The sequence below is a fragment of the Rhodoferax saidenbachensis genome (assembly GCF_001955715.1).
Taxonomy (GTDB): Bacteria; Pseudomonadota; Gammaproteobacteria; order Burkholderiales; family Burkholderiaceae_C; genus Allorhodoferax; species Allorhodoferax saidenbachensis.
This window is the reverse complement of the sequence record NZ_CP019239.1, coordinates 1,896,011-1,922,030: the sequence shown is the minus strand read 5'-3', so window position 1 is coordinate 1,922,030 and position 26,020 is coordinate 1,896,011. Positions and strand designations below refer to the sequence as shown.

The window sequence follows — 26,020 nt, the reverse complement described above, 5'->3', positions numbered from 1 at the left end:
AATCAACGGGGCGGCAGAGCCTTCAGGCACTCCACCAGCATTTGCGCGGCCTCGCCCAGGCGCGGGCCGGGGCGTGACAGCAGGTCCATACGTTCAGTGTCCAGCAGGCACAGCTGCTGCTGGCGCACCGCGGGCAGCGTGCTCCAGCCGGGGCGGTCTGCCAGATTGGCCAGCGTGGCGCGCGGGCCGATGATCAAATCCGGTGGGCGGCGCAGCAGCAGCTCGGGGTTGATCTTGGGGAACAAGCCTAACTCACCCCCCACCACATTGACCAGGCCCAGCCGGGCCACGGTCTCGCCAATAAAACTCTTGTCACTCGCCGCTGTGGGGGCGGGACCCACTTCCACATACACAGTGCGCCCGCGCAAGGCCGCGGGCAGGCGGCCTGCTGCGGCGTCCATTTCCGCATCGATACGTGCCACCAGCTCGGCGGCGCGCGTGGGCTCCCCCAGCGCATCGCCCAGCTTGAGCAACATGCGCTTCAGATCAGCGTGGGTGCGGGCATCGAATGTCATCACCGGCACGCCCAGCGACTGCAGGCGCTCACCGGCACGGCTGCGCGGCCCCAGCAAAACCAGGTTGGGTCGCAGCGTCACGATGCGCTCAATCTGTGCGTCTTCCAGGCCGCCGACCTTGGGCAGCACCTGCACGGAGTTGGGCCAGGTGGAATAACGGTCTGTGCCGACCAACTGCGCACAACGCCCCAGCGCGCAAACGGCTTCAGTCAGCGAAGGCGAAAGTGTGACGATACGCGACACCGGTTGCACCGCCTGCGCCATGGCGAAGCTGGAGAACAGCCCCAAGACCGCGAACGCAGACACCGAAGGCAGCAGGCGCAACGCGGATGGGGGAGCGGAAGAACGCAAAAGCAAAACCTCAGTCCTCAATACCACGTTGGGCCGGAACACCCGCTTTGAAATGGTGCTTGATGAGCGTCATCTCGGTCACCGTATCGGCCAGTTCCACCATCTCGGCTGGGGCGTTACGCCCGGTCAACACCACATGCACATGCGGCGGGCGCTCGCGCAGGCAGGTGAGGATGGTCTCCAGCGGAATCCAGCCGTAGCGCAGCGGGTACATGATTTCGTCCAGCACCACCATGAAGTGTCCGCCCGCGCGAATCGTGGCCTCCGCCTTGGCCCAGCCGTCCAGCGCCAGTTGCGCCGAATGGTCCAGATCGCGGCTCTTCCAGCTAAAGCCGTCGCCCAGGCCTTCGATCGGAATGCCCAACTGCTCAAACAGGCGGTGCTCGCCAAAACGCGCGGTCGGCACTTTCATGAACTGGTAGACCTTGACGGCCTTGCCGCGGCCGTGCGCGCGCAGGGCCAGGCCAAAGGCGGCCGTGCTCTTGCCCTTGCCGGTGCCGGTGTGCACCAGGATCAGGCCGCGGCGCTCTGCCGTGGGAACGACACGCTGGTAATCGACGGGTGGGGCTTCAATTTCCACAACTGGTCCTATCAGGCGGCGTTGTACAGGCGCTGCTCAACCAACGCACTGCCGTTGAGGCGATGCAATGCTTTGGCTGCGGCCAAGACACCCAGGTCCACCAACGGCTCCAGCAACACCACGGTCATGTAGGCGGCACCAAAACTACCGATCTGGGCAAAGTTTGCTGCATTGAAACCATGGCCATACAAAGCCCAGAAACCGACCCACACCACGATGCCCCCCTGGTACGCCACCGACAGTTTGAATGCTTGCTGGTAGCTGATATCCACGTAGGCCATGCTCTGGGGAACAATGCGACGCGCCAGTGCATACGTAGCAAACAAAGGCACCAGCAAAGTGGTGACATTCATACCGTATTGCGACAAATCCTGCAGCGCAAAAAACAGACTCTGAATCGCCAAACCGCCCGCCAACCCCAGCGCGGCAGGCGCCACACCAAAGACCAGCAACAAGGTGGTACCCAGAATCAAGTGCACTTCCGACACGCCCACCGGATGGTGTGGTAACAGTTCGAAGAAAGAAAACACCAAACCGATGCACAGCAGGCTGCGCAACAACAGAGACACGAAGCCGTCTTTTTTGACCGCATCAACCGCCAGTTTGGTGGCGTAAACAGCGGCAGCAGTGCCAGTGGCATAGCTCAGGAAAATTTTGGTTCCATCCACCAGTCCAGGTTCGATATGCATGGTCTAACTCCTTGGTAAAAATTTGAAAACTAACAAAAAAACGAGTGCGGCGAGGTGTTTTCAGTTCGGCATCTCCCTTCGCAGCTGGGGCAGTGCCACCCACTGGCCATCGATGGTGTGCACGGCAATGCGGCGGTCAAACACATCCATCAGCGCTTCGTGTGTGCTGGCATCACTGCTCGCACCGTGGTGCGTTACCCGGCCCTGCCGCATGACCACCAAGCGGTCAGCCTGAAGCGCCATGGTGATCTCGTGCAACACGCTGACCACGGTCTTGCCCTGGGCGACCAGCGCGCGCACCACATCCAGCCAGTCGGCCTGGTGCGGGGGGTCCAGATTGGCCAGCGGTTCGTCCATCAACAGCACCTGGGCCTGCACGGCCAGCGCACGCGCCAGCAGCACGCGCTGGCGCTCACCACCGGAGAGTTGGCCCAGCGCGCGTTCGCGCCAATCCCAGGCGCGCGTGGCGCGAAGGGCTTGTTCTACGGCCGCATGGTCGGCGGCACTGGGCGGTGCCAGCCAGGCCTGGTGCGGCAAGCGGCCCAGCATGGCCACGTCCCACACGGTTAGATCGTCGGCCGAGGTTTCGTTCTGGCCCAACCAGGCCAGTTGCCGCGCACGCTCGCGGTGCGGCAGGCTTTGCAGCGGCTGGCCCAGCAGCGCCACGCTGCCACTGTGCGGCAACACGCCGGCCAAGCATTTCAACAAAGTGGACTTGCCGGCGCCGTTCGGGCCCACGATGCTGGTCCATTTTCCAGCTGCAATGTCCAGGCTGATGTTGTGCAGGATAGGTTGTTTTTGCAAGCCATTTCCCAGGCTAGCCCCTATGGATTGTGCGCAGATAGCTATGATTTTGGTAGCACCTGTCATGCCACACGCCCTCCGCCCAGACTGCTGCTGCGGTGCATCAGCCACAGCAGGTAGCCGCCGCCCAGCACCGCGGTGAGCATGCCCACCGGCAACTCCTGCGGAGCAATCAAGCCGCGCGCCAGCGTGTCGGCCGCCATCAGCAGCACACCGCCCATCAGGCTGGAAAGCAGCATCAGGTGTGCGTGTGTGGTTTTGACCACCGAGCGCACCAGGTGCGGTGCGGCCAAGCCCACAAAAGCAATCAAACCGGTTTGTGCCACCGCTGTACCCGTGGCCAGCGCCAGCACCGCCACCAGTGCCGCGCGCATCGGCGCCACGGGCAAGCCCAGACTGACGGCCGTGGCGTCGCCCAGGCTCAGCCCATCGAGCACACGCGCCAGCAGCCAGGCCGCCAGCACACAGAGGCCCCAGACGCTGGCCATCAGCGCGCACGAGGTCCAACCGACAAAGGCGGTGGAACCCAACATAAACGCCTGCATGGCCTGCAGCGACTCGGGCGAGAACAGCAGCACCAGGTGCGTCATGGCACCCAGCACCACGCCCACCACCACACCGGCCAGCAGCAGGCGCAGCGTGTGGCCCACGCCGCGCGACAGCACCAGCGTGAGCATCACGGCAAACACCGCGCCCAGAAACGCTGCACCGGTCAGACCCAGGCGCACCCACAGGCTGCTGGAGAACACGCTGACCGCCACGCCACCACTCATCATGCTGCCGCCCAGCATGCCGGCACCACCACCCAGAGCGGCCAAGGCGAGCGCAACGCCCAGCGACGCGCCGGAGGCGCTGCCCAGCAGATACGGATCGGCCAACGGATTGCGAAACAGGCCCTGCGCCACCGCACCGGCCAGCCCCAGCAAGGCACCGGCGGCCCAGGCGCCCAGCGTACGCGGCAGGCGGATCTGCCAGACGATTTGCTGTGCCATGGCAGTCTGCTGCGGGTCTTGTGCAGGGTTGAGCAACGGCCCGAGCAGGTTCTCCAGCCCGGCGCTGCCCACGCAAATACCCAGTGCCGTGAGCGCTAGCGCGCCCAGTACACCGGCCCAGACCAGCCAAAAAACGCGCTTGGGCATCATGGTTTGGCTCCGGGAGAGGGCTTAGGAGCCTTGTCGACCAAACACTTGGCCATCAGGCGCGCACCTTCGGCCATGCGCGGGCCGGGGCGCACCAGCATGTCAGCCTCACCGGATGGAAAGATGCAAATCCGTTGCTCGCGCAGCGCGCGGATGGCTTGCCAGCCCGGGCGCGCCGTCAGGCCATCGGCGCTGCGCTGGCCAATCATGATGAGGTCGGGGTTGGCACGCACGATGTACTCGGGATTCAATTTGGGAAACGGGCCCAGCTTGGCAGGCACGATGTTTTTGGCACCCAGGCGCGTGAGTGTCTCGCCAATAAAGGACGACTCCCCCGCCGCATACGGGCCCTGATTCACTTCAAAGTAGACCCGCGTGCCGCGCACGCTAGCGGGTAGCGACTGGGCCGCAGCGGATACCCCTGCGTCAATCGCACGCCAGATGCGCGCCGCGTCAGGCACCTCCAGCAACTGCCCCAGCTTGAGCATCACGCGCTGCACGTCGGCGTGTGTTTTGGGCTCCAGTGCCACCACCTGGATGCCCAGCGCCTGCAACCGGTCACCCGCGCGCGAGGAGGTGGCCATGAGCACCACGTCGGGTTTGAGGGAGACGATCATTTCGATATTCGGATCCAGGCCGCCGCCCACCTGGGGCAGCTTTTGCACGTTGGCCGGAAAGTTGGAATAACGGTCTACACCCACCAAGTTCGCGCAGCGGCCGAGTTCGCATACGGTTTCGGTCAGGGACGGCAACAAGCTCACGATGCGTTGCGGCGCCCCAGGCAGCGTGACGGTGACACCGCGGTCATCGGTGACCTGCAAGGCCTGTGCTGCACCCGCGAACGTGGCCGCGAATACAAGCGCCGCCAGAAGGCGGGGTGCCAGAGTGTTTTGCGCAGGTAAAGGAGGAGCCCGCAACGCGGGCGGGGGACACGGAGCAAAGCGCTCTGGCACCCCGCCTTCCAGCCAATGCCACAACTGTCGGAGCAATCCGGCGCAGGTCCTGGTCATGCGGCGTCTTTCAAAGTCAGCGGCAGACCGGCTGCCATCAGCGTCACGCGCTGGCAGGTGGCGGCCACATCCTGGTTCAGTTTACCCAGCGCGTCCACAAAGGCTCGCACCTCGCGCCCCATGGGAATCACGCCCAGCCCAATCTCGTTACCCACCAGCACCACGGGGCCAGGGGCTTGGGAAATTGCTATCAAAAGAGAAGCTGCTTGCGCAATATCCACGGGGGCCGGAGGCATTTTTGGCTCATATTCCGCAGGCATGCGCAGATTGGTGAGCCACAGTGTCAGACAGTCCACCACCACCAGCGTGTTAGCACTGCCATGCGTTTGGATGGCCTCGGCCAGCGCCAGCGGCTCTTCCACGGTAGTCATGCCCGGCACGCGCTCCGCGCGGTCTGCCTGGTGGCGCGCAATGCGCTGGCGCATTTCGTCGTCCCAGGGCTGGGCGGTGGCGATCAATACGGCGCGGTGGGTGCTGGACTGCGTCAGCCATTCGCGCGCCAGCAGTTCGGCGCGGCGCGACTTGCCGCTTTTCTGGCCACCCAGGATCAGTTCGCTTTTGGCAATCGTTATCGTGCTCATGGCTGGAAGGCTCCCGACTGGTCTGCATCCATCCACTGCAGGATGATCTGGTGCATTTTTTGCACACCATCGGTCAGAGCCGCCGGGCCGGGCTGCAGGATGTCGGGCGACTTGATTTCAAACAACTGCTTGTGGCGCACGGCGTTCACCACGCCCCAACCTTCCCGCGCCGCCACGTTCTCTGGCCGAAATTTCTTGCCGCACCAGGACCCCAGAATGATGTCGGGGTTGCGGAGCACGATCTCGGCGCCATCGGCAATGATGCGATTTTTGCCCAGAGACTGCGTCGCCAGCTCGGGGAAGCAATCGTCCCCGCCTGCAATGCCAACTAGTTCCGACACCCAGCGGATCGCGCTGATGTGTGGCGTGTCCCACTCTTCAAAAAACACCTTGGGGCGGCGCGCACCGGCGGTTACTTTGGCCGCCACCGCCGCCTGCATGGTGCGCAGATCAGCCTGCATCTGCGTGATGCGCTGCGCGCCCTGCTCTGCCTCACCCACCATGGCGGCGAGCTGGAACAGCATGGAAAAAATCTCGGCCACGCTGCGCTGGTTGAAGATAGTGACTTGCACGCCGCGCTTGACCAGCTCTGCCGCAATGTCGGCCTGCAGGTCGGAAAAACCTAGCACGCAGTCGGGCTGCAGTTCCATGATCTTCTCGATCTTGGCACTCAGGAAAGCGCTGACCCGCGGCTTCTCATCGCGCGCACGCTTGGGCCGCACGGTGTAGCCGGAGATACCCACGATGCGGTGCTCCTGGCCCAGCAGGTACAACCACTCGGTGGTCTCTTCCGTCAGACAGACGATGCGCTGCGGGCCGGGGCTGAAGTGCAACAGGTCCGTCATGCAGTGACCTCCACCGACGCGGTAAACAGCGCCACCACTGCGCCAGGGCAGGATGGGAACCAGGCGTGGAAGTAGCTGGCGCGCACGGCGCCTTGCTGCCACAGGGCTTCACCCACGTCTGGGGTCGGGACGGCATTGGGGCGAGAGGTTCGCGTGACAGCTTGCAGCGGTGTCGCCGTGGTCGAGTAATGGAAGGTATGGCCACGCAACGTGCCGCTGTCCAGGGCCAACTGCTGAGGGCCCAGCGCGGCCAGCCGCTTGTGCATGGTCACTTCGCCGGGCAGCAGGCCCCACTGCGCATAACGCTGGCCATCGGCGGTGACCAGTGTGTCAAACAAAGCCATCATGCCGCCGCACTCTGCCCACACTGGTTTACCCGCGGCGATGTGCGCGGCCAGGCTGTCCCGCAGCGCGGTGTTGGCGGAAATCGTCTGGGCATGCAGCTCAGGATAGCCGCCGGGAATCCACAGCGCATCACACACAGGCAGCGCCGTGTCCACCAGTGGTGAAAAGAACACCAGCTCGGCACCCAGCGCACGCAGCGTATCCAGATTCGCAGCGTAAATAAAGCAAAACGCAGCGTCGCGAGCGATAGCAATCGTCGTACCACGCAAAGGAAGGAGTCCGGGCGGCAGGGCGTTCTGCGCAGGTAAAGGAGGAGCCTGCACAGCAGGCGGGGGACACGAAGCAGAACGCTCTGTCGCCCGGGCTCCTGGCGCAACCTCCAAAGCGGCGAAGTCCACAGACCAGCGCTGCAAATCGTCCAGAGTCATCTGACCCAATGGGGTTTCCGCCAATGCATCCGCAGCGGCATCCAGCCGTTCCATCGCATCTACCACCTCACTCGCGACCGTCAGACCCAAATGGCGCTCGGGCAGACTCATCGCGGCATTGCGCATGACCGCACCCATCCACTGCTCGGCAGCCACACTGCCCTGCAGCATCTCTGCGTGGCGCGCGCTGGCCACGCGGTTGGCCAACACACCGGCCCAGGGCATGTTGGACCGGTAGTGCTGCAGCCCAAACGCCAGCGCGCCAAAGGTGCCAGCCATGGCTGAGGCATCCACCACTGCCAGCACCGGCAGGCCAAAGCGCTGCGCGAGATCCGCCGCACTGGGCTCGCCGTCAAACAGGCCCATCACGCCTTCCACAAGGATCAGGTCCGCCCCCTGCGCCGCCGCATGCAGGCGCGCGCGGCAATCGACTTCACCCGTCATCCACAGGTCAAGTTGGTGCACCGGCGCGCCGCTGGCCAGGGTGTGCCAGTACGGGTCCAGAAAATCGGGCCCGCACTTGAACACCCGCACCCGCCGCCCCTGGCGCGTGTGCAGACGCGCCAAAGCGGACGTGATGGTCGTCTTGCCCTGGCCGGAAGCCGGGGCCGCGACGAGGATGGCGGGACACGACACGTTTGACAAAGGACTCCCTTTACTTGGGTTGGTAACGCAAGGTGATGTATGCACTGCGTCCTGGCTGGTTGTACCCCAAGGCCGTTTGGTAAAACTTGTCGCCCAAGTTGACCACATTGCCCTCCACAAACCAGTCTTTGCCAACGGCCTTGCGGGCATGCACATCCACCGTGCCATAACCACCCAGGGGCTTGGTGTTGGCAGCATCGTCAAACGCCTCTGACGCCACCAGCCAGGACGCGCCCAGACGCCACTCGCCGACAGCGTAACTGGCAGAAGCAGTGACCTGTGCGTCCGGGCGGCGTATGAGTTTCAGGCCATTGGCTTCGTTGCGCGCGTCGAGCATGTCCAGCGACGTCCGGTAATCCCAGGCTCCCACGGCGCCTTCCAGCGCCAGCGTCCAGCCGTCGATACGCACATAGGGAATATTGCTCACCGCAGGCTGGGTGGTGATGAAGCCTTTGATGCGATTTTGGTAGTGCGTCAAGCTCAACAGTTGGTCGCCCAGCGCCAGGGTGGCGCCCAGTTCTGCGTTCTCGCCTGTTTCGGGTTGTGTCGTCGGGTTGCCATTGAAACCGCTACTGACCCAGTACAGGCTGTTGAAGCTCGGTACCTTGAAGCTGGTGCCGTAAGAGCCGCGCAAGCGCAGATCAGGGGTCACGCGGTAGCCGTAGGCCAGCAGCCCGGTGTTTGCATTGCCAAACTGGGAGTTGCGGTCCTGCCGGGTATTGGCCTGCCAGCTGTGTGCGCCGGCATCACCGCTGACACCCACAAAGGCAGAGTCCGTGGTGCGATTCGATACGGCATAGGCCTGTGTGCCGCTGACCTTCTCGCGAAGAGAGTCCAGTCCGGCAAACACCAGGCCCAGTGGTGTAGCCACCTCGTTTTGCCAACTCCATTGCTCCTGCTCGGTGTCGAACTGGCTGGTGGAGGTACTGGTCAGGGAGGTGGCTTTGTCGGTACTGACCGCACCTTCCACCCGGGATTTCCACGCGGAGGTCAGTTGGCCCTGCAGACCCAGTTTTTTCACCGAGGTGACAAATTCTGTGCGCACATCAAAAGGGTTGGTGCCGCCATCGTAATGGTTCACACCTTCGGTCTGCAAACCGGTCGCGTCAATTTTCCAGTCCTTGGTGAGCTTCCAGCCCATGGACGCGTTGACGGCTTTTTGTGAAAACCCGTCGCGGTCTGCGTTGAACCCGGTGGTGGCCGTGCCGCCGATACGCCGATTGGTGGAGGAAAAACCATTCTCTTCCAGCGTCTGCACGCCCAACGAATAGGAAAATTGCTCCTCACCGCCAGTGAAACCGGTAGACAGTTCTGCACGGTCTGCCTCCCCCGCTGTCACGCTGGCATAGGGGTGGAATCCTGTGCCGCCCTTGCGCGTGAAGATCTGGATCACACCGCCCACGGCGTCACTGCCATACAGGGCTGAGGCGGGTCCCTTGAGCACTTCAATGCGTTCGATCATCTCCAGAGGGATGGTGTCAAAGTTGGGCGTACCGGATGTGGCAGAGCCATAACGCACGCCGTCCACCAGCAGCAGCACATGGCGGGTTTCCGTGCCGCGAATGAAGATGCTGGAATTTTTGCCCAAGCCCCCGTTGGAAGCCATCTGCACACCCGCCATGCGGGCCAGCAGTTCACTGACCGAGCGGCCGCTGCCCTTTTCAATATCATCACGCGTGACCACGGTCACGTCGCTGATGACGGCATTGGCCAAGGTTTCAGAACGCGTGGCCGTAACGACCACGTCTTTGAGCACCGCTACGCTTTCACTTTGCGCGAGCGCAGAGAATGCCAACAACAAGGCACACGGAAGCAACGCCAAGCGTGTCCGAAAAATACCACTTTGCATGAAATAAAAAACCCGATAGAAACTCTCCCGGGCTTCCCCGCCTGGGCATGAGCGTCAAGGCAGCACGCACGCGTGCAACCACCTTGTTGGCCGGTATCCGGGCTGGTGGAACAACCTCCATCGCCTTCCCAAGCGTTTGTTCAGAACGCTCAGTGGCCGTGATGGAAGCGGAATCGGGAGATTCGTCCACTTACCGTTGCGGGGGCAGCGCAGGTTAGGTTGGCTGTTGTCAGCGTCTCCCTCCTGCTTCCCGTTGAACTGCTGCGTGTGAACCACACCGCGAGCACCAACCCGCGTATTTTACGCGGCGCAGCCTGTCGCAAACCCTACAATGCTCCACTTATGTCGAACCAGACCCAAATCGACCAAATTGCCGACCGCGTGGAACGCCTGCTGGTGCGCTACGAAGAGTTGCAGCGCACCAATGCACTGCTCTCCGACCAGGTGGACGCGCTGGCACAGGAACGTGATTCGCTGAAATCCCGCTTGGGTGCTGCGCGGGCGCGCGTCGATGCCCTGCTGGAGCGGCTCCCTGAAGCCACTACGGCACAAAAAGACCCATCATGAAACAGCTCGAAGTTCAAATCATGGGGCAAAGCTACCTGCTGGGCTGCCCCGAAGGTGGCGAAACCAAACTGCTCGAAGCCGTGGAGCGTGTGGACTCCGCCATGTGCAAGATCCGCGACGCCGGCAAGGTGCGTGCACGTGACCGCATTGCGGTGCTGGCTGCCCTGAACCTGGCCTTTGACCTGCCAGAACGTGCACCCGCCGCTGCGGCAGGCACAAGCGATGTACTGGCCAGTGAAACGGCGCCAGCCGTGGCCCGCTCGACGGAACATGCCGGAGACCCTGACCTGCTGTTGACCTCGCTGCTGGAACGCCTGGACGAAGCGCTGGGTGAAGACGGCCGTTTACTTTAAATCTAACCACAGCAACGGACAATTTTGCGCCGGGCCGCCCCAAGCAAAATGAGCCCCCTGAGGGGGCAGCGACCCGCGCAGCGGTGGAGCGTGGGGGCTACAATGCTTTTGTCTGCGGTGCTACCGGGCTTTATATTTCCTGAACCAATGCTCATTGAGCCCGGGCTTGGAACATTGCCAGGCTAGCGTGATCATCTCGCGTTAGATGAACCCAAAGCTTGTGCTGACCTCGCCCACCTAAACTTCGGTTTAGGGTGACGGTCTGGTGGATCACACCGCAGACACCTATTCCTTCCTCCCCTCTGCCTAGCCACCCATGCATTTCGATCCTGTGCTGATTCTTGAACTGGCCGCACTGGGCCTGGCCACCGGTTTCATGGCCGGTCTGCTGGGCATTGGCGGTGGCATGCTGATCGGCCCGTTCATGACGCTGATCATGTCGGGCCAGGGCGTGCCGGCCGATCTGGCAGTGAAGATGGCGATTGCCACCTCCATGGCCACCATCATGTTCACCTCCATCTCCAGCGTGCGGGCCCACCACAAACGTGGCGCAGTACGCTGGGACATCGTCAAGGGCCTGGCGCCAGGCATCGTGATCGGCGGCGCCATCGGCAGCATGGGAATTTTTGCCTTGCTCAAGGGCACAACACTGGCGCTGATTTTTGCCACTTTCATTGGTTTCTCGGCCACGCAAATGTTTCTGGACAAGAAGCCCAAGCCGGGCAACGCCATGCCGGGCACCGTCGGTATGGTGGGCGCGGGCGGCGTGATTGGGCTGATCTCCGGTCTGGTGGGCGCGGGCGGCGGCTTTATCAGCGTGCCATTCATGGTGGCACACAACGTGGCCATCATCAATGCGGTGGCCACCAGTGCGGCGCTGGGCTTTCCGATTGCGCTGGCGAATGCCGTGGGTTACTCCATCAGTGGCCAGGGCACACCGGGCTTGCCCGCGTGGTCATTGGGCTTTATCTGGCTGCCTGCGTTGTTAGTCATCGCCAGTTGCAGTGTGCTCACCGCGCCGCTGGGCGCCAAACTGGCGCACAGCCTGCCTGTGGCCAAACTCAAACGGGTGTTTGCCGGAGTGCTGTATGCACTGGCCGCCTACATGTTGTGGAAAGGCCTGCACGGCTGAAGCCGGACTAGCAGGCTTACAGCAGCGGCCCCACCGTGCCACGCGGCAGGCTGGCAGCCAGCACCTCAAACTCTGCGGCCGGCAAGCCCGGCGCACACAGGAAGCCCTGAAAGGACTCGCAGTCCAGCCCACGCAGGTAGTCCCGCTGGGCTTCGGTTTCCACACCCTCGGCCACCACCGTCATTTTGAGCGCACGCGCCATGCCAATGGTGGCGCTCACAATTGCACGGTCACTCTCGTCCTGGGGCAAGCCCATGACAAAGGCGCGGTCAATCTTGAGTTTGGAAATCGGAAACTTCTTCAGGTAGGCCAGGCTGGAGTAACCCGTGCCAAAGTCATCAATGGCCAGGCTCAGACCCAGATCGGCCAGTGCATGCAGGCGTGCCAAGGTTTCATTGGCATCACGGATCAGGATGGATTCGGTGAGTTCCAGCTCCAGCAGCGCAGGCTCCAGCCCTGCCTGGCGGATGGTGTCAGCCACCCGATCCACAAAATCGGGCTGCTGGAACTGCAGTGCCGACACATTCACCGACACCACCACGGGTTTGCCGCTGGTCTGCCAGGCAACCGCCTGGCGCACCGCTTCTGCCAGCACCCAGTTGCCAATGGCGATGATGAAACCGGTTTCTTCGGCCAGCGGAATAAAGGTGGCAGGCGGCACCTGGCCCAAATCGGCATCGGTCCAGCGCACCAGCGCTTCGGCGCCCAGCAGGCCACCATCCACCAGGGAGACCTGTGGCTGGTAGTGCAGGCTGAACAGGCCTTGCTCCAGCCCCAGGCGCATGGCATGGTCCATCTTCATGCGCGAGAGCAGGTCTACATTCATCTGTGGCTGGTAGAAGCGGAAGTTGCCGCGGCCCCGCTCTTTCACGCGGTACATGGCGGTATCGGCGCACTGGATCAAGGTGTCCAGCGTCTTGCCGTCTTCCGGGTACATGGCAACACCGATGCTGCAGCCCATGGTGAAGTTCATGCCGTCCATGTCAAAGGGCTGGGACAGTGCTTGCAGAATGCGGCGGGCCCCGATTTCTGCACCCAGGGCGTCGGCCTCCTGCAAGAACACCAGGAATTCATCCCCACCAGGTCGGCACAGGGTGTCCACCTCCCGCAGACCTTGTTGAATGCGCGCCGCCACCTCGATCAGCACGCGGTCGCCAAACCCATGGCCCAGTGAGTCGTTGATGTTCTTGAAGCGGTCCAGATCGACAAACAGGATGGCGAAGGTTCCCCCATGGCGCTGTGCCATGCGCAGGGCCAGATCGGCGCGCTGGCCCAGCAACAGTCGGTTGGGCAGGCCGGTCAGAACGTCGGTATAGGCCAGCGTTTCAATGCGTTTTTGGGCCTCGTGCCGCTCGGTAATGTCACTGAACGCAAACACCCGCCCGAGCGTGCGGCCGTGGCTGGTCTGGGGTCGGGTAAAGCGTTCTATCAGGCGGCCCGACTGCAGTACCAGCACATCGCGCACTTCCAGTGTCGGGTCGGCATGGATCTGCTGCAGACGCTGAAAATAACCCTTAGGGTCCTGCATGCTGCCAGCCAGATGGGCGAACAGGGGCTGGTCCCCCGGGGCTTCCAGCACGGCCTCGGGCACGCCCCACAGCGTGACAAAACTGTGGTTGTAGTTGCGCACGCGGCCATACAGGTCTGTGACAAGAATACCGTCGCCAGTGGACTCCAGCGTAGCACGCAGTTCGGCCAGGCGGTTCTCCAGCTCCTGTTCGACCTGCTGCTGTGGGCGCAGATCGTGCAAGCCAACCAGAAACACGGGCTCATCCGCGTCCAGGCGCACGCGACTGACGCGGCGTTCCACGGGAATGGCGATGCCATCCGCGCAGCGCAGCAAAGTGCTGGAGTGGATGTTGTCCGCTACGCCAGCAGCCACGTCTTCCCAGAAAAACATGTCTTCCGGGGTGGCCGTGAATTCAATCGCGGGCTTGCCGATGATGTCCTGTGCGGCCATGCCCACGAGCGTGCAGGCCACTTGGTTCACCGCCAGGATACGCAGGCTCCTGGGGTCTACCAACCATACCGCTTCGAGCAACCCATCGAGTAGGCCACCCCACGGCGCTGGCGTCATGCCACAGCCTCGTGCACGGGCGCATCGGCTGCTTTTTCGAAGAAATAACACACCCGCTGGCGCGGGGAGAGATAGTCCATGGCCGCACTGGGCAGATTGGCCGGTTTGAGGCTTCGGCGGATGCCAATGTTGGGCACATGTTCCAGATCCAGGATCAGCGCCTCGTCCTTGGACACACCACTCTCGTGCACGATGATGCGGGGGCGCAGCGGGCGTGATGAGTTGACCGACACCACCATTGCATACCGCTCATCCACCAGTTGCACCACCGAGCCGGGTGGATAGACACCCATCATGCGGATGAACGCGCTAAGCGCCACGGTATCAAAACGGGTCTTGAGTTGCGCAAAGATCAGGGCCAGCGCCTCATGCGGCGTCATCGCAGCAGCCGGGCGGGCGGGGTTGCACAGGTTGTCGTAGCGATTGACCAACGCCAGAATGCGGGCCGCCATACTCATTTGCTCGCCCTTGATGTGGGCCGGAAAACCACTGCCATCGATCAGCTCATGGTGCTGGGCAATCGCCAGCAAAGCCCCTCTGGAGAGGGCCATGCTTTTGCCGACCAGCACGCTTTGCGCCACGTGCTCCTGGTAAAGCTTGTACTCGGCGCCGGAAAAGTTGTCTTCCAGCCAGCGCACCCGATCAGGCATGTTCAGCTTGCCAATGTCGTGCAGGAAAGCCGCCATTCCAAGGTCGACCAAATCGGTCTCCTGCAGCCCCATGGCCTTGCCCAGCAACAGGGAAACAATGGTGACATTGACCGGATGCATGGAGGATTTGTCGCCCGCGGCCTCTGACAGCAAACGGATGGCGGAATCGCCATCGGCCAGCATTTCACACACAAAGTTCTGCACCATGCTTTGGCACTGCTGCGCCGCCTCCTGGGGGTGGGAGTGCAATTGCTCTACGGTCTTACGGTAGTTGCGGGTGGCTTCACCGAAGCGCTTTTCGCACACCACCAAACTGCGCTGCTGGGCGCCCAGGAGCTCTGCACGCTGGCGACGCAGCTGTTGCTCGTGGTGCTGCTCCTGCTGGCGCTGTGCGTCGGCGACACTGGCCTGCGCGTTGTAGCCCAGGCTGTGGGTGGCGTCATCATGGGGCAAGTCGGGGTCACTTTTAGCCGGTACGTAGCGCACACGGGCCAAGCCCAGACCACGGATGGTCTCAATCTGTTTTTGCGAGGAAATCTTGAAACTGCCCGTGGGAAAGGGATGCGCCATCCAGCCCACGTCCAACTCAACGTACATGCCAATGCGCAGTTGCCCCACGTCAACAAAGTCGGATTCGTCTTTTCTCATATGCCATGTATTACCGAAACAAACACCCCGGTCTCCCCCTGGCCACCCGTCTTGTCGGAACAATTATGGGCGTCGGCTCCCAGACCTACAACGCTGCAGATGGGTTCAAAGTGAGATGGAGCGCCACTTGCGTGACATTTGTCACGGTCAATTTGCACTTGCCGGGATCTCCTGCAGGCACTGGCTTGACGGACAACACACGGTGCTGCTGGTACGGCTGAAGCCGGTGCGTAACAACACACCGGACAGGGAGTAGATGGTGACGGTAAGAATTTCTCGCATCGGCGTTGAGCGTATCACGCCAAAAACACAAAACCCCGCAAAACCATGACTGATTTGCGGGGTGTGGGGCGGTTTTGCGACACATGGTCGCAGGGCACACTCAACCCATGTGCAGTCCACCGTTCACGGAGAAGTCTGCACCCGTGGCGTAGCCACCTTCATCGGACGCCAGCCAGGCAATGATGGACGCAATTTCGCTGGGTTCACCCAGGCGTTTGACGGGCACTGTGGCCACGATCTTGGCCAGCACGTCTTCGCGGATGGCCTTGACCATGTCGGTGCCGATGTAGCCCGGGCTCACGGTGTTAACTGTCACACCCTTGGTCGCCAACTCCTGCGCCAGCGCCATCGAGAAGCCATGCATACCTGCCTTGGCCGCCGAGTAATTGGTCTGCCCGGCCTGGCCCTTTTCGCCATTGACCGAAGAGATGTTGATGATGCGGCCCCAGCCCTTTTCAACCATGTCGGCTACGACCTGTTTGGTGACGTTGAACATGGAGTTCAGGTTGGTCTCTATGACCGAATCCCAATCTTCACGCGTCATCTTCAAGAACATGCGGTCCTTGGTGATGCCGGCGTTGTTGACCAGCACATCAATGCTGCCGTGTTCCGCCTTGGTCTTGCTGAAGGCTTCTACCGTGGAGTCCCAGGCGCCCACATTGCCCACGGACGCATAAAAGGTGTAACCCAGCGCAGCCTGCTCGGCAATCCACTTGGCGTGGTCCCGCGTAGGGCCGCAACCGGCAATCACCTTGAAACCTTCTTTGTGCAAACGCTGGCAAATGGCGGTACCAATGCCGCCCATGCCACCGGTGACGTACGCTACTTTTTGGTTCATTCTTGACTCCTCTTTGGTTTTAATTGCTACAAAAACAGGAGCTGCCAGCGCACGCCCAGAAAGGGCTGACAGCCAATTTCATTCAAATTCTCCTAACGCTCAATAGTCAGAGCAACTCCCATGCCACCCCCGATGCACAGGGAGGCAATGCCCTTCTTGGCATTGCGGCGGCCCATCTCGTGCAGCAGCGTCACCAGAATGCGGCAGCCAGACGCGCCAATCGGGTGCCCGATGGCGATGGCGCCGCCATTCACATTTACCTTGGACGTGTCCCAGCCCATTTGCTGGTTGACCGCGCAGGCCTGCGCGGCGAAGGCTTCGTTGATTTCCAGCAGGTCCAGATCGGCGGCTTTCCAGCCGGCGCGGGCCAGGGCTTTTTGCGACGCACTGACAGGGCCCATGCCCATGATGGCCGGGTCCAGGCCACTGGTGGCAAAGCTGGCAATACGGCCCAACGGCGTGAGGCCCAGGGCCGCAGCCTTCTTGGCGGTCATTACCATCACTGCGGCGGCACCGTCATTGATGCCCGACGCATTGCCGGCGGTTACGCCACCGGCCTTGTCAAACGCGGGCTTCAAGCCCGCCAGTGCTTCCGCGTTGGATTTGCGGTTGATGAACTCGTCTGCAGAGAAAACAATCGGGTCACCCTTCTTCTGCGCGATGCTGAACGGCGTGATTTCATCGACAAACTTGCCGGCGTCTTGCGCCGCAGCCGCCTTTTGCTGACTGGCCAGCGCCAGTGCATCCTGCATGTCGCGGGTGATGCCGTACTGCTTGGCCACGTTCTCGGCGGTGATGCCCATGTGGTACTGGTTGTAGACGTCCCACAGGCCGTCCACGATCATGCTGTCCACCATCTTCCAGTCGCCCATGCGCTGGCCGTCACGGCTGCCCAGCAGCACGTGGGGCGATGCGCTCATGTTTTCCTGGCCACCGGCAATCACGATCTCGCTGTCGCCGTAGGCCACGGCCTGCGCGGCCAACATCACGGCCTTCAGGCCGGAGCCGCACACCGCGTTGATGGTCAGTGCGGGGGTTTCCTTGGCCACACCGCTTTTGATCAGCGCCTGGCGCGCCGGGTTCTGCCCAGCGCCTGCGGCCAGCACCTGGCCCATGATGATTTCACCGATCTGGTCGGCGCCAAACTTGGTGCGCGCAAGCAAGGCTTGGATGACGTGCGCGCCCAGTTCGGTCGCGGGTGTCTTGGCGAGTGAACCACCAAACTTGCCAACGGCGGTGCGGGTGGCTGCAACGATAACGATGTCTTCCATGTCTCTCTCCTCGGGTAACGAAATGGGGGGGGGGTGAATATTGGGAAATGGGGGCGGTCAGGCTTTGACCTTGACGAAACGGCCCGGTGCGGGTTCGGTCGCCTTGAACTTGCCCTTGCCATAGGTTTTGGGTGCAGCAATCTGTTTGCCCGCGTGGCTCTTGAGCCAAGTGGACCAGTCGGTCCACCAACTGCCCGGATGCTCCACAGCGCCTTCCAGCCAGGCGGCATGCGTCTTGGGCAGTTTGCCATCGGCACGAATCCAGTGGCTGCGTTTGTTCTTCGCGGGCGGGTTGATCACGCCAGCAATGTGGCCCGATGCGCCCTGGACAAAACGCTTTTTGCCAGGCAGCGCCTGCGTGGACGCATAGGCCCCGCCGATCGGCACGATATGGTCTTCGCGTGAACCGTAGATATAGACCGGGATGTCGACCTGACCCAGATCGACCTTTTGGCCACAGACGGTGACCTTGCCGGGCTTGACCAGGTTGTTTTCAAAATAGGTGTTGCGCAGGTACCAGGCGTAGTACGGGCCGGGTAGATTGGTGCTGTCACTGTTCCAGTACAGCAGGTCAAACGGTGGCGGCGTCTCGCCCTTCAGGTAATTGCCAACCACGTAGTTCCACACCAGATCGTTGGGGCGCAGGAAGCTGAAGGTGCTGGCCAGGTCCTGGCCCTTCATGAGGCCGCCTTTGCCCAGTTCCTGCTCGCGGTATTTGACAAAGGCTTCGTCGATGAACACATCCAGAATGCCGGTGTCGCTGAAGTCCAGAAAGGTGGTCAGCAGCGTGGCACTGGCCACGGGTTTCTCGCCCCGCGCCGCCAATACGGCCAGCGCTGTACCCAGCATGGTGCCACCCACGCAGAAACCCAGCGCGTTGATGGTCTTGGCGCCGCTGATCTCCTGCACCACACCAATCGCCTTGATCACTGCATCTTCGATGTAGTTGTCCCAGGTCTTGTGCGACAGCGAATCATCGGGGTTGCGCCAGCTCACCACAAACGTGCGGTGGCCTTGCGCCACCGCGTAGCGCACCAACGAGTTGTCGGGCTGCAGGTCAAGGATGTAGAACTTGTTGATGCACGGGGGCACCAGCAGAAACGGCTTCTCGAACACCTTGGCGGTGAGCGGTTTGTATTCGATGAGCTGGAACAGCTCGTTCTCAAACACCACCGCGCCTTCGGACGTGGCGACGTTTTTTCCGACCTCGAACAGGCTTTCATCGGTCATCGACACATGGCCTTGCTGCAAGTCGTGCATCAGGTTCTTCATGCCCTTGGCAATGCTTTCGCCCTTGCTATCAATCGCCATCTTCTGGGCTTCGGCGTTGAAGGCCATGAAGTTGCTGGGCGCAGAAGCCGCCATCCACTGCTCCACCGCAAAACGGATGCGGCTGCGCGTCTTGGTGTCGGCCTGCACCGCGTCGGCCAGGCCCATCATGGTGCGGGCGTTGAGCAGATACACCGCAGCCGAATACGCCGCCACCGGGTTGTCGCCCCAGGCCGCGTTGGCAAAACGCTTGTCTTTGGCGGTGGTGGGGGCGGAAAACCCGTGCGTGAACAAATCAGAGGCTTCTTTAAGGTACTGTTGCTGCAGGGCCTGCAGCTTCTCGGGAGCAAACTGGATTTGGGGGGCTTCCTTGGGCATCGCCGGGAAGCCGGCACCTGCTGAGGCCAGATCCATTCCCTGGAAGGATTGCAAGGCTTTGGTCCAGCCCTCAGACATGGATTGCTGGAATTGCCGGGCCGCCTGGGTCCAGAATTCAGGGGAGTTCTGTGTCACGCCGTCACCTCGTTGTGTCTAATCGCATCCAAGCACGTAGTATGTCAGGGTATCGCCTTCATGGGCCTGACATACCGCCTGTATCTGCGCAGTAATTACCCTCAGTAACAACCTCTATGTACCTGATTCCCATAGGCTGGCTCTACGTGGCCCTGATGATGAGCGTGGCCGAAGCCACCAATACCAATGGCACCGTGCTGGGCGCCGTGGTGACCTTTGTGCTGTACGGCCTGTTGCCGGTGGCGCTGGTCTGGTATTTCATGGGCACGCCCGGGCGCAAACGGAAAATCCGGGCGCGGGAGATGGCAGAGCGTGAAGCCGCCATTGCAGCCCACGCTGCGGCAGCGGCCGCTAACGTTTCAGGCCAACCAGATACAGGCAGCGAAGCGCCCGCTGACGCGGTCCCGCCGGTGGGAAAAGAACCTTGAGGGGTTGCTGACGGTGCACCAGTCAGGGCTGCCGTCATTGCCATAAACAACGGAAATCCCCAGCGCTTGCAGGCGCTGGCGTGCCAGCATGGGCAGGTTGGCCAGCCATTTGCCACCGGGCTGCGCCACAAAGGCCAGCGCCGCCTCGGGCGCCGCAGCGACGAACGCGGCACGCACCTCAGGCCCCACTTCAAACGTCTGCGGACCAATACAAGGCCCCAGCCACGCTATGATTTCAGGAGCTGCTTGCGCAGGTTCCACGGGGGCTAGAGCACTAAAATGCTTGTAAACCTGCTCTACCACACCAACCCCAGCCTCGCCCACCAGCCCACGCCAACCCGCGTGCACCGCGGCCACCTGGGTGCCTGCGCGGTCGCACAGCAGGATGGGCAGACAGTCCGCCACCATCACGGTACAGGCCACATCGCGCCCGGTGGTCCAGCAGCCGTCGGCCTCCAGCCCGTCGGGCGTATCAGCCTCCAACACCAGCATCTGGTAGCCATGTACCTGGTTCAGGAAAATCGGCCGCACGCCCAGCGCGCCTTGCAACACCGCGCGGTTGTGCAAGACATGCGCAGCCTCGTCGCCCACATGGGTACCCAGGTTCAGGCTATTGTAGGGCGGTGCGGACATGCCACCGCTGCGCGTGGTACACAGTGCACGTACGTGGGCGGGTGCAGGCCACTGCGGCACCAACCAGTCAGGCAGCATGTTCATCCCTCGAAGTCCGGGCATCGGGAGGGCTGGGCTTTCTGAAAGGCTGGCAGTTGCATGCAGGCGTCAAAAGCCGCCATGGTACGTGGCAGGCCGCTGAAATCCACGTTGAAACGCTGGCCGTTGAAGATTTGCGGCACCAGCAGGCAGTCCGCCAGTGTGGGGGACTTGCCAAAACAGTAGGTGGACACGCGCCCGCCCTGCGCCGCGTCAGTAGCCAGCAACTGGCGCTCAAATGCCATCAGCCCTTCGCGCACCCAGTGGCGGTACCAGGTGGTTTTGGTCTCTTCGCTCTGCTCCATCGGCCCTATCAGGTACTTGAGAACCCGCAGGTTATTGATCGGATGGATTTCGCAAGCGATGGACTGGGCCAGCGCCCGCACCTGCGCGCGCGCCACGGGGTCGGCCGGCAACAGCGCAGGTTTGGGGTGTCGCTCATCCAGGTATTCGATGATGGCCATGGACTGTGAGAGGCGCAGTCCATCGATTTCCAGCACCGGAACCAGCCCGTCGGTGGAGATGGCCTGGTAAACATCCAGATGGTGGCTGCCCCGTGCCAGGTTCACCGGCGCATACTCGTACGCCAGCCCCTTGAGTTCCAGCGCAATGCGCACCCGAAACGAGGCAGAAGACCGGCAGTAGTTGTAGAGCTTCATGCCCCCGAGGATACCGCCGTGCGGCGATAATTTGCCACGCTCCCATAGACGCACCCAGGAAAACACCATGATCCTCGAACTCGCCGACATCCGCATCCACCCCGGCCAGAACGCCGCTTTTGACGAAGCCATCACGCGCGGCCTGAACACCGTCATCGTCCACACCAAGGGCTGCCAGGGCTTCAAGGTGAACAAGGGCATCGAGAGCCCAGAGCGCTACATCCTGCAAATCTTCTGGGACACGCTGGAAGACCACACCGTGGGTTTTCGCGAGAGTGATGCCTTCGCCCAGTGGCGCGCCATCGTAGGCCCCTTCTTCGCAGTACCCCCGGTGGTCGAGCATTTCGACCTGGTGACCAAATCCGCCTAAGACACCTGCCTGAAACACCCATCAAAGACGCGCCGCCATGTCCTATGTTTTCCCACCCCCAGCCCCCGTGGCCATTCCCGTCGTTGGCCAGACCGCCCAGTTCGCAGTGCACCGCATCTACTGCGTAGGCCGCAACTACGAAGACCACGCCAAGGAAATGGGCCACACCGGCCGCGAGGCGCCGTTCTTTTTCATGAAGCCCGCCGACGCGGTGTTGGTGGCGCCTGCAGGCCAGACGGTGGCCATGCCCTACCCCACACTCACCGCCAATCTGCACCATGAGATTGAGCTGGTGGTCGCCATCGGCGTGGGCGGTGCCAACATCAAGGCCGCAGATGCGCACAAACACATCTACGGCTACGCAGTAGGCCTGGACATGACCCGGCGCGATCTGCAAAACGAGATGAAAAAGCAGGGCCGCCCCTGGTGCATCGGCAAAGGCTTCGAGAACTCGGCGCCCATAGGCCCCGTCACGCCCGCAGCCCAAGCGCCTGGCGTAGAACAGGCCGAGATTTACCTGCAGGTCAACGGCCAGGACCGCCAACGTAGCGTGGTCTCCAAACTGATCTGGAACATTGCCGAAACCATAGAACAACTCTCGGCCGCCTGGACCCTGCAACCGGGCGACCTGATCTTCACGGGAACGCCCGAAGGCGTGGGCGCAGTAGTGCGCGGCGACACACTGGAAGGCGGTGTGGCCGGGCTCACGCCGATCAGTGTGCGCGTGGAGTAATCCTCTTGCGCATCCTGGATGTGCTGGCCCGCGCCTGCGCGGTGCTGGCGGGCTGTCTGCTGACCTTGATCACCCTGATGACCTGCGCCAGCGTGCTGGGCCGCAACTTTCTGGGCGCCACTTTGGCCGGTGACTTTGAGCTGACCGGTGTGGCCACCGGCCTAGCCGTGGCCCTGTTCATGCCCTGGTGCCAACTGCGCCGCGGCAACATCCTGGTGGACTTCTTCACCGCCAAGGCCTCTGCACGCACCACCGCCTGGTTGGACCGTAGTGGCGCCCTGCTGCTGGCCGCCTTCATGGCACTGCTGGCCTGGCGCACAGCCCTGGGTGGCGCCAACGCCTGGGAGAACCAGTCCAGCAGCATGCTGCTGGGTTTTCCCGACTGGCTCGTCTACGCGGGCATGGTGCCGCCGCTGGTGCTGACCGCCGTCATCGCGCTATACCAGAGCATCAGCTCCGGTGAAAGCGCCAGGCCATGACACCCATCACGCTGGCACTGCTGATCTTTGGCCTGATGCTGGGCCTGATGGCACTGCGCGCGCCCATCGCCATCGCCATGGCTGGCGCCGGCGCCGTGGGCTACGGGTTGCAAGCGGGCTGGCTGCCGCTGGCCAATTTTTTGAACAATCAGGCTTTTGCGCGTTTTGCCAGCTACGACCTGTCGGTGATTCCGCTGTTCATATTGATGGGCCACTTTGCCACCCAGGGCGGCATTTCGCGTGCACTGTTTGGGTTTGCCAGCGCGTTGATGTCACGCTTCCAGGGCGGGTTGGCCATGGCCGCGGTGCTGGCCAGTGCCGCCTTTGGTGCGATCTGCGGATCCTCCGTGGCAACGGCAGCCACCATCACCTCCGTCGCTCTGCCCGAGATGCGCCGCCACGGCTATTCAGGCCGCCTGGCCACGGGCACGCTGGCCGCGGGCGGCACGCTGGGTATCCTGATCCCCCCTTCAGTGCCGCTGGTGATCTATGCCATCCTGGCCGAGCAAAACATCGCCAAGCTGTTTGCCGCCGCCATGGTGCCCGGCATCATTGCCATGCTGGGCTACATGCTGGCGATTGCCGTGTATGTGCGCCTGGTGCCGGGCCATGCACCCGCAAAGGAGCAGGCAGCGCCAGCCTTCACGCTGCAGTCGCTCTGGGGCATTCTGCCGATCGCCACGGTATTTGCCATCGTGTTTGGTGGCATCTATGGCGGGATTTTTACCCCCACCGAAGGCGCGGCCGTGGGCGCGGCATCCACCCTGGTGGCGGCGCTGTTCAAACGCGAACTCACGTGGGCCAAGCTGGCGCAGTGCTTTTACGCCACGGCTGAAAACTCGGCCATGATCTTCCTGATCTTTATTGGCGCAGACCTCATGAATGCGTCGCTGGCCCTCACGCAGATCCCCAACCAGCTCGCCAGCGTGGTGCGCGGCTGGGGGCTGGCGCCGTTGATGGTGGTCTCGGCCATTCTTCTGTTTTATATGGTGCTGGGTGCGGTGATGGACGAGCTGTCCATGCTGCTACTGACCATCCCGATCTTCTTCCCCATCGTGATCGGGCTGGACTTCGGCCTGCTCCAGGAATCGGTCGCCATCTGGTTCGGCATCATGGTGCTGATGACCGTGGGCTTCGGCATGCTGGCGCCCCCCGTGGGGCTGAATGTCTACGTGGTCAACAGCATGGCCAAAGACGTGCCCATCGCCGAGAGCTACCGCGGCGTGATGCCCTTCCTGATCAGCGACACCCTGCGCACCTTGCTGTTGCTGTTTTTCCCGGGCATATCACTGTGGCTCGTGAAGTTTGTGGGCTGACACTCGGTAAGACTGTCGGTTTTGCACATCACTATTGAAAGAATCACCCGTTTGAGGGATGGGCAGGTACAGGCATGCACGACAGAATCAGACGGACAATTTGCACATACCCACCGGAGGTTCTTTTGAAGAAGGTATTTTTGGCCGCTGCAGCGGCAATGGCTTTTGTGGCGCCCCAAGCTTTTGCACAGGCGAAGAATTTTGAAGGTCTCAGCTTGGCTTTCAGTGTCAATGCCACGGGCAACAAAATCGACACCAATTATTCTGCAGGCGGCTTCTCTGGCAACGATGACCTCACTACACACTCCAACATCCTGAGCTCTCAGTTGCAATACAACTTTTCCATAGGCGATAAATTCGTTCTTGGAACGGGCGCCTCCATGGGACACGGAATGCTGTTGGTCGCAACATTTATTCCTACCGGTGAAGCCATCAAACTCAAAGATACCTATTCGATTTACCTAGCTCCAGGTGTCGCGATCGGTGACTCCACTTTGTTGTATGCGAAGCTCGCCGCAGTATCGGCAAAGACCACTTTTGCTGAAGGCTCGAATATCAGTGGCACGGGTTATGGCGTTGGCATCCAGTACTTTGCAAACCAGAATGTGTTCTACCAAGTAGAGTTTCTACAGAACAAGTACGAAGAAAAGGCACACAGCTACGTCGGATACAACTTCGTGGACACTTACACCACCAATGCTTTGCTGGTAGGTGTCGGCTACAAATTCTGAACTGAGCCGAAAGCCCATTCTAGGAGCCCACGCTTCGGTGGGCTTTTTCATGTCTGCGTGTTTAGGGGGACAGCTGGCGTCCTCGCCCATAGCATTGCAGTACAGTTACGCGTCCCCCAACGAATCCCATGATCCAAAGACGCAGCCTTCTCCAGTCCGGCGCCGCTGTGGCGCTGAGCGCACCGGCCCTGGTCGGCTTTGCGCAGCAAAGCGTGACCCTCAAATTCCATACCTTCATGGCGCCGATGTCGGATGTGTGGCGCACCATGCACAAGCCCTGGATGGACAAGGTGGAAAAAGAGTCCGGCGGGCGCATCAAGTTTGAGGCTTATCCAGCGATGCAGTTGGGCGGCACAGCGGCGCAGCTTTACGACCAGGCCAAGGACGGTGTGGTGGACATTGTGTGGACGCTGCCGGGCTACAACGCCGGGCGCTTTCCGCGCACCGAGGTGTTTGAGCTGCCCTTCATGATGAACAACGCTGAGGCCACCTCCAAAGCCTATTGGGAATACGTGAGCACAGTGGGCGCGGAGGATTTCAAGGACGTCCATGTGCTGGCCGTCAACGTGCACGGCCCGGGCGCGCTGCACACCAAAGACAAACCCGTCAAGACCGTGGCCGACCTGCGCGGTATGAAGGTGCGCGGCCCTTCGCGCCAGACGACCAAGATGCTGGGTTACCTGGGTGCCATCCCCGTGGGTATGCCACTGCCGGCCATTCCCGATGCGTTATCCAAAGGCACGATTGAAGGCTGCGTGTTGCCCTGGGAAGTGGTGCCTTCCATCAAGGTACAAGAACTCACCCGCTTTCACACGGAATTCGACCCCGCCATGGGCGCCCTCTACACGGCCACCTTTGTCATGGCGATGAACAAGAAACGCTATGAGTCGCTGCCTCCCGACCTGCGCAAGGTGCTGGACGCCAACTCCGGTCTGGCCACCTCGGGCTGGCTCGGTAAGACGCAACAAGGCAATGACCCCGCCGGCCGCAAGACCGCTACCGACCGCGGCAACACGGTGTACACCGTGCCCGCCACCGACGCACAGGAGTTCAAACGCAAGGCGGCGCTCGTGGAAGTGGAATGGATAGCCGACATGGACAAACGCGGGCTGAACGGCCAACAACTGCGCGACACTGCCCGTGCCCTGATTGAAAAACACGGCAAACCAACGCCTGCCACCAAGCCCGCCAAACCTGGCAAAGCCTGATCAC

The 26,020-nt window shown here is 61.9% G+C and carries 27 protein-coding genes and 1 riboswitch; of the genes, 10 read left to right on the top strand and 17 right to left on the bottom strand.

The window, feature by feature from the left end:
• Nucleotides 1–2: 2 nt before the first annotated feature.
• From RS694_RS09190 to RS694_RS09145, 10 genes are read right to left on the bottom strand one after another with little or no spacing between them, the layout of a single operon-like run.
• The gene (locus tag RS694_RS09190; RefSeq protein WP_037247231.1) at nt 3–866 is read right to left on the bottom strand and encodes an ABC transporter substrate-binding protein; all 864 of its coding nucleotides are present in this window, start codon (nt 864–866) and stop codon (nt 3–5) included.
• 10 nt (nt 867–876) lie between these two features.
• Entirely contained in the window at nt 877–1,446 is a 570-nt protein-coding gene (gene cobO / locus RS694_RS09185; RefSeq protein WP_029707617.1) for a cob(I)yrinic acid a,c-diamide adenosyltransferase, read from the bottom strand.
• 11 nt (nt 1,447–1,457) lie between these two features.
• The gene (locus RS694_RS09180; protein ID WP_029707618.1) at nt 1,458–2,135 is read right to left on the bottom strand and encodes an energy-coupling factor ABC transporter permease; all 678 of its coding nucleotides are present in this window, start codon (nt 2,133–2,135) and stop codon (nt 1,458–1,460) included.
• Between the two features lie 60 nt (nt 2,136–2,195).
• Nucleotides 2,196–3,005, bottom strand: a complete 810-nt coding sequence (locus tag RS694_RS09175; protein ID WP_037247234.1) for an ABC transporter ATP-binding protein — start codon at nt 3,003–3,005, stop codon at nt 2,196–2,198.
• Nucleotides 3,002–4,081, bottom strand: coding sequence for a FecCD family ABC transporter permease (locus RS694_RS09170; RefSeq protein ID WP_029707620.1), 1,080 nt, complete (start codon nt 4,079–4,081; stop codon nt 3,002–3,004). Before RS694_RS09170 ends, RS694_RS09175 begins: the two co-directional genes overlap by 4 nt.
• Complete coding sequence (locus RS694_RS09165; RefSeq protein WP_241463995.1) at nt 4,078–5,088, bottom strand: ABC transporter substrate-binding protein; 1,011 nt, start codon at nt 5,086–5,088, stop codon at nt 4,078–4,080. The genes RS694_RS09170 and RS694_RS09165 overlap by 4 nt, the downstream gene beginning before the upstream one ends.
• Nucleotides 5,085–5,669, bottom strand: a complete 585-nt coding sequence (locus tag RS694_RS09160; protein ID WP_029707623.1) for a bifunctional adenosylcobinamide kinase/adenosylcobinamide-phosphate guanylyltransferase — start codon at nt 5,667–5,669, stop codon at nt 5,085–5,087. Before RS694_RS09160 ends, RS694_RS09165 begins: the two co-directional genes overlap by 4 nt.
• The gene (locus RS694_RS09155) at nt 5,666–6,514 is read right to left on the bottom strand and encodes an ABC transporter substrate-binding protein (RefSeq protein ID WP_029707625.1); all 849 of its coding nucleotides are present in this window, start codon (nt 6,512–6,514) and stop codon (nt 5,666–5,668) included. Before RS694_RS09155 ends, RS694_RS09160 begins: the two co-directional genes overlap by 4 nt.
• Nucleotides 6,511–7,932 carry a cobyrinic acid a,c-diamide synthase CobB gene (locus tag RS694_RS09150; RefSeq protein WP_029707626.1) on the bottom strand — a complete coding sequence of 474 codons (1,422 nt, stop codon included), beginning with the start codon at nt 7,930–7,932 and terminating at the stop codon, nt 6,511–6,513. The genes RS694_RS09155 and RS694_RS09150 overlap by 4 nt, the downstream gene beginning before the upstream one ends.
• A 10-nt stretch (nt 7,933–7,942) precedes the next feature.
• On the bottom strand, nt 7,943–9,733 hold the full coding sequence (locus RS694_RS09145) for a TonB-dependent receptor domain-containing protein (protein WP_244898414.1): 1,791 nt from the start codon (nt 9,731–9,733) through the stop codon (nt 7,943–7,945).
• A 120-nt stretch (nt 9,734–9,853) separates the two neighbouring features.
• Nucleotides 9,854–10,085, bottom strand: a riboswitch (cobalamin riboswitch).
• A gap of 38 nt (nt 10,086–10,123) precedes the next feature.
• Here RS694_RS09145 and RS694_RS09140 point away from each other — a divergent pair.
• The 3 genes from RS694_RS09140 (at nt 10,124) to RS694_RS09130 (ending at nt 11,833) form a co-directional block, all read left to right on the top strand.
• Entirely contained in the window at nt 10,124–10,348 is a 225-nt protein-coding gene (locus tag RS694_RS09140) for a cell division protein ZapB (protein ID WP_029707628.1), read from the top strand.
• Nucleotides 10,345–10,701 carry a cell division protein ZapA gene (locus RS694_RS09135; RefSeq protein ID WP_029707629.1) on the top strand — a complete coding sequence of 119 codons (357 nt, stop codon included), beginning with the start codon at nt 10,345–10,347 and terminating at the stop codon, nt 10,699–10,701. The genes RS694_RS09140 and RS694_RS09135 overlap by 4 nt, the downstream gene beginning before the upstream one ends.
• 316 nt (nt 10,702–11,017) lie before the next feature.
• A complete protein-coding gene (locus RS694_RS09130) occupies nt 11,018–11,833 on the top strand; it encodes a sulfite exporter TauE/SafE family protein (protein ID WP_029707630.1) in 816 nt (271 codons plus the stop codon).
• Between the two features lie 16 nt (nt 11,834–11,849).
• Here RS694_RS09130 and RS694_RS09125 read toward each other — a convergent pair whose 3' ends face one another.
• The 5 genes from RS694_RS09125 to RS694_RS09105 all read right to left on the bottom strand — a co-directional run bounded on the left by RS694_RS09125 (nt 11,850) and on the right by RS694_RS09105 (nt 19,324).
• Nucleotides 11,850–13,910, bottom strand: a complete 2,061-nt coding sequence (locus RS694_RS09125) for a putative bifunctional diguanylate cyclase/phosphodiesterase (RefSeq protein ID WP_029707631.1) — start codon at nt 13,908–13,910, stop codon at nt 11,850–11,852.
• On the bottom strand, nt 13,907–15,208 hold the full coding sequence (locus RS694_RS09120) for a cyclic di-GMP phosphodiesterase (protein WP_029707632.1): 1,302 nt from the start codon (nt 15,206–15,208) through the stop codon (nt 13,907–13,909). Before RS694_RS09120 ends, RS694_RS09125 begins: the two co-directional genes overlap by 4 nt.
• Before the next feature lie 382 nt (nt 15,209–15,590).
• Complete coding sequence (gene phbB / locus RS694_RS09115; protein ID WP_029707633.1) at nt 15,591–16,328, bottom strand: acetoacetyl-CoA reductase; 738 nt, start codon at nt 16,326–16,328, stop codon at nt 15,591–15,593.
• Between the two features lie 92 nt (nt 16,329–16,420).
• On the bottom strand, nt 16,421–17,599 hold the full coding sequence (locus tag RS694_RS09110; protein WP_029707634.1) for an acetyl-CoA C-acetyltransferase: 1,179 nt from the start codon (nt 17,597–17,599) through the stop codon (nt 16,421–16,423).
• Nucleotides 17,600–17,656: 57 nt separating this feature from the next.
• Entirely contained in the window at nt 17,657–19,324 is a 1,668-nt protein-coding gene (locus RS694_RS09105) for a PHA/PHB synthase family protein (protein ID WP_051391870.1), read from the bottom strand.
• A gap of 173 nt (nt 19,325–19,497) precedes the next feature.
• On the opposite strand from RS694_RS09105, the gene RS694_RS09100 reads away from it, so the two are divergent.
• On the top strand, nt 19,498–19,809 hold the full coding sequence (locus RS694_RS09100) for a hypothetical protein (RefSeq protein ID WP_029707637.1): 312 nt from the start codon (nt 19,498–19,500) through the stop codon (nt 19,807–19,809).
• Here the strand turns inward: RS694_RS09100 and pgeF are convergent.
• Together pgeF and maiA are read right to left on the bottom strand one after the other, a co-directional pair.
• Nucleotides 19,741–20,520, bottom strand: coding sequence for a peptidoglycan editing factor PgeF (pgeF, locus tag RS694_RS09095; RefSeq protein WP_029707638.1), 780 nt, complete (start codon nt 20,518–20,520; stop codon nt 19,741–19,743). The two genes, RS694_RS09100 and pgeF, sit on opposite strands and share 69 nt — an antisense overlap.
• A gap of 2 nt (nt 20,521–20,522) precedes the next feature.
• A complete protein-coding gene (maiA, locus tag RS694_RS09090; protein ID WP_029707640.1) occupies nt 20,523–21,179 on the bottom strand; it encodes a maleylacetoacetate isomerase in 657 nt (218 codons plus the stop codon).
• Between the two features lie 67 nt (nt 21,180–21,246).
• On the opposite strand from maiA, the gene RS694_RS09085 reads away from it, so the two are divergent.
• The 6 genes from RS694_RS09085 to RS694_RS09060 all read left to right on the top strand — a co-directional run bounded on the left by RS694_RS09085 (nt 21,247) and on the right by RS694_RS09060 (nt 26,016).
• Nucleotides 21,247–21,549, top strand: coding sequence for an antibiotic biosynthesis monooxygenase family protein (locus RS694_RS09085; RefSeq protein WP_029707642.1), 303 nt, complete (start codon nt 21,247–21,249; stop codon nt 21,547–21,549).
• Between the two features lie 37 nt (nt 21,550–21,586).
• Nucleotides 21,587–22,282, top strand: coding sequence for a fumarylacetoacetate hydrolase family protein (locus RS694_RS09080; RefSeq protein ID WP_029707643.1), 696 nt, complete (start codon nt 21,587–21,589; stop codon nt 22,280–22,282).
• A 5-nt stretch (nt 22,283–22,287) separates the two neighbouring features.
• Nucleotides 22,288–22,761 carry a TRAP transporter small permease gene (locus RS694_RS09075; RefSeq protein WP_029707644.1) on the top strand — a complete coding sequence of 158 codons (474 nt, stop codon included), beginning with the start codon at nt 22,288–22,290 and terminating at the stop codon, nt 22,759–22,761.
• On the top strand, nt 22,758–24,077 hold the full coding sequence (locus RS694_RS09070) for a TRAP transporter large permease (RefSeq protein WP_029707645.1): 1,320 nt from the start codon (nt 22,758–22,760) through the stop codon (nt 24,075–24,077). Before RS694_RS09075 ends, RS694_RS09070 begins: the two co-directional genes overlap by 4 nt.
• Nucleotides 24,078–24,202: 125 nt before the next feature.
• Entirely contained in the window at nt 24,203–24,808 is a 606-nt protein-coding gene (locus tag RS694_RS09065) for an outer membrane protein (protein WP_029707646.1), read from the top strand.
• 128 nt (nt 24,809–24,936) lie between these two features.
• The gene (locus tag RS694_RS09060) at nt 24,937–26,016 is read left to right on the top strand and encodes a TRAP transporter substrate-binding protein (protein ID WP_029707647.1); all 1,080 of its coding nucleotides are present in this window, start codon (nt 24,937–24,939) and stop codon (nt 26,014–26,016) included.
• The last annotated feature ends 4 nt before the right edge of the window (nt 26,017–26,020 follow it).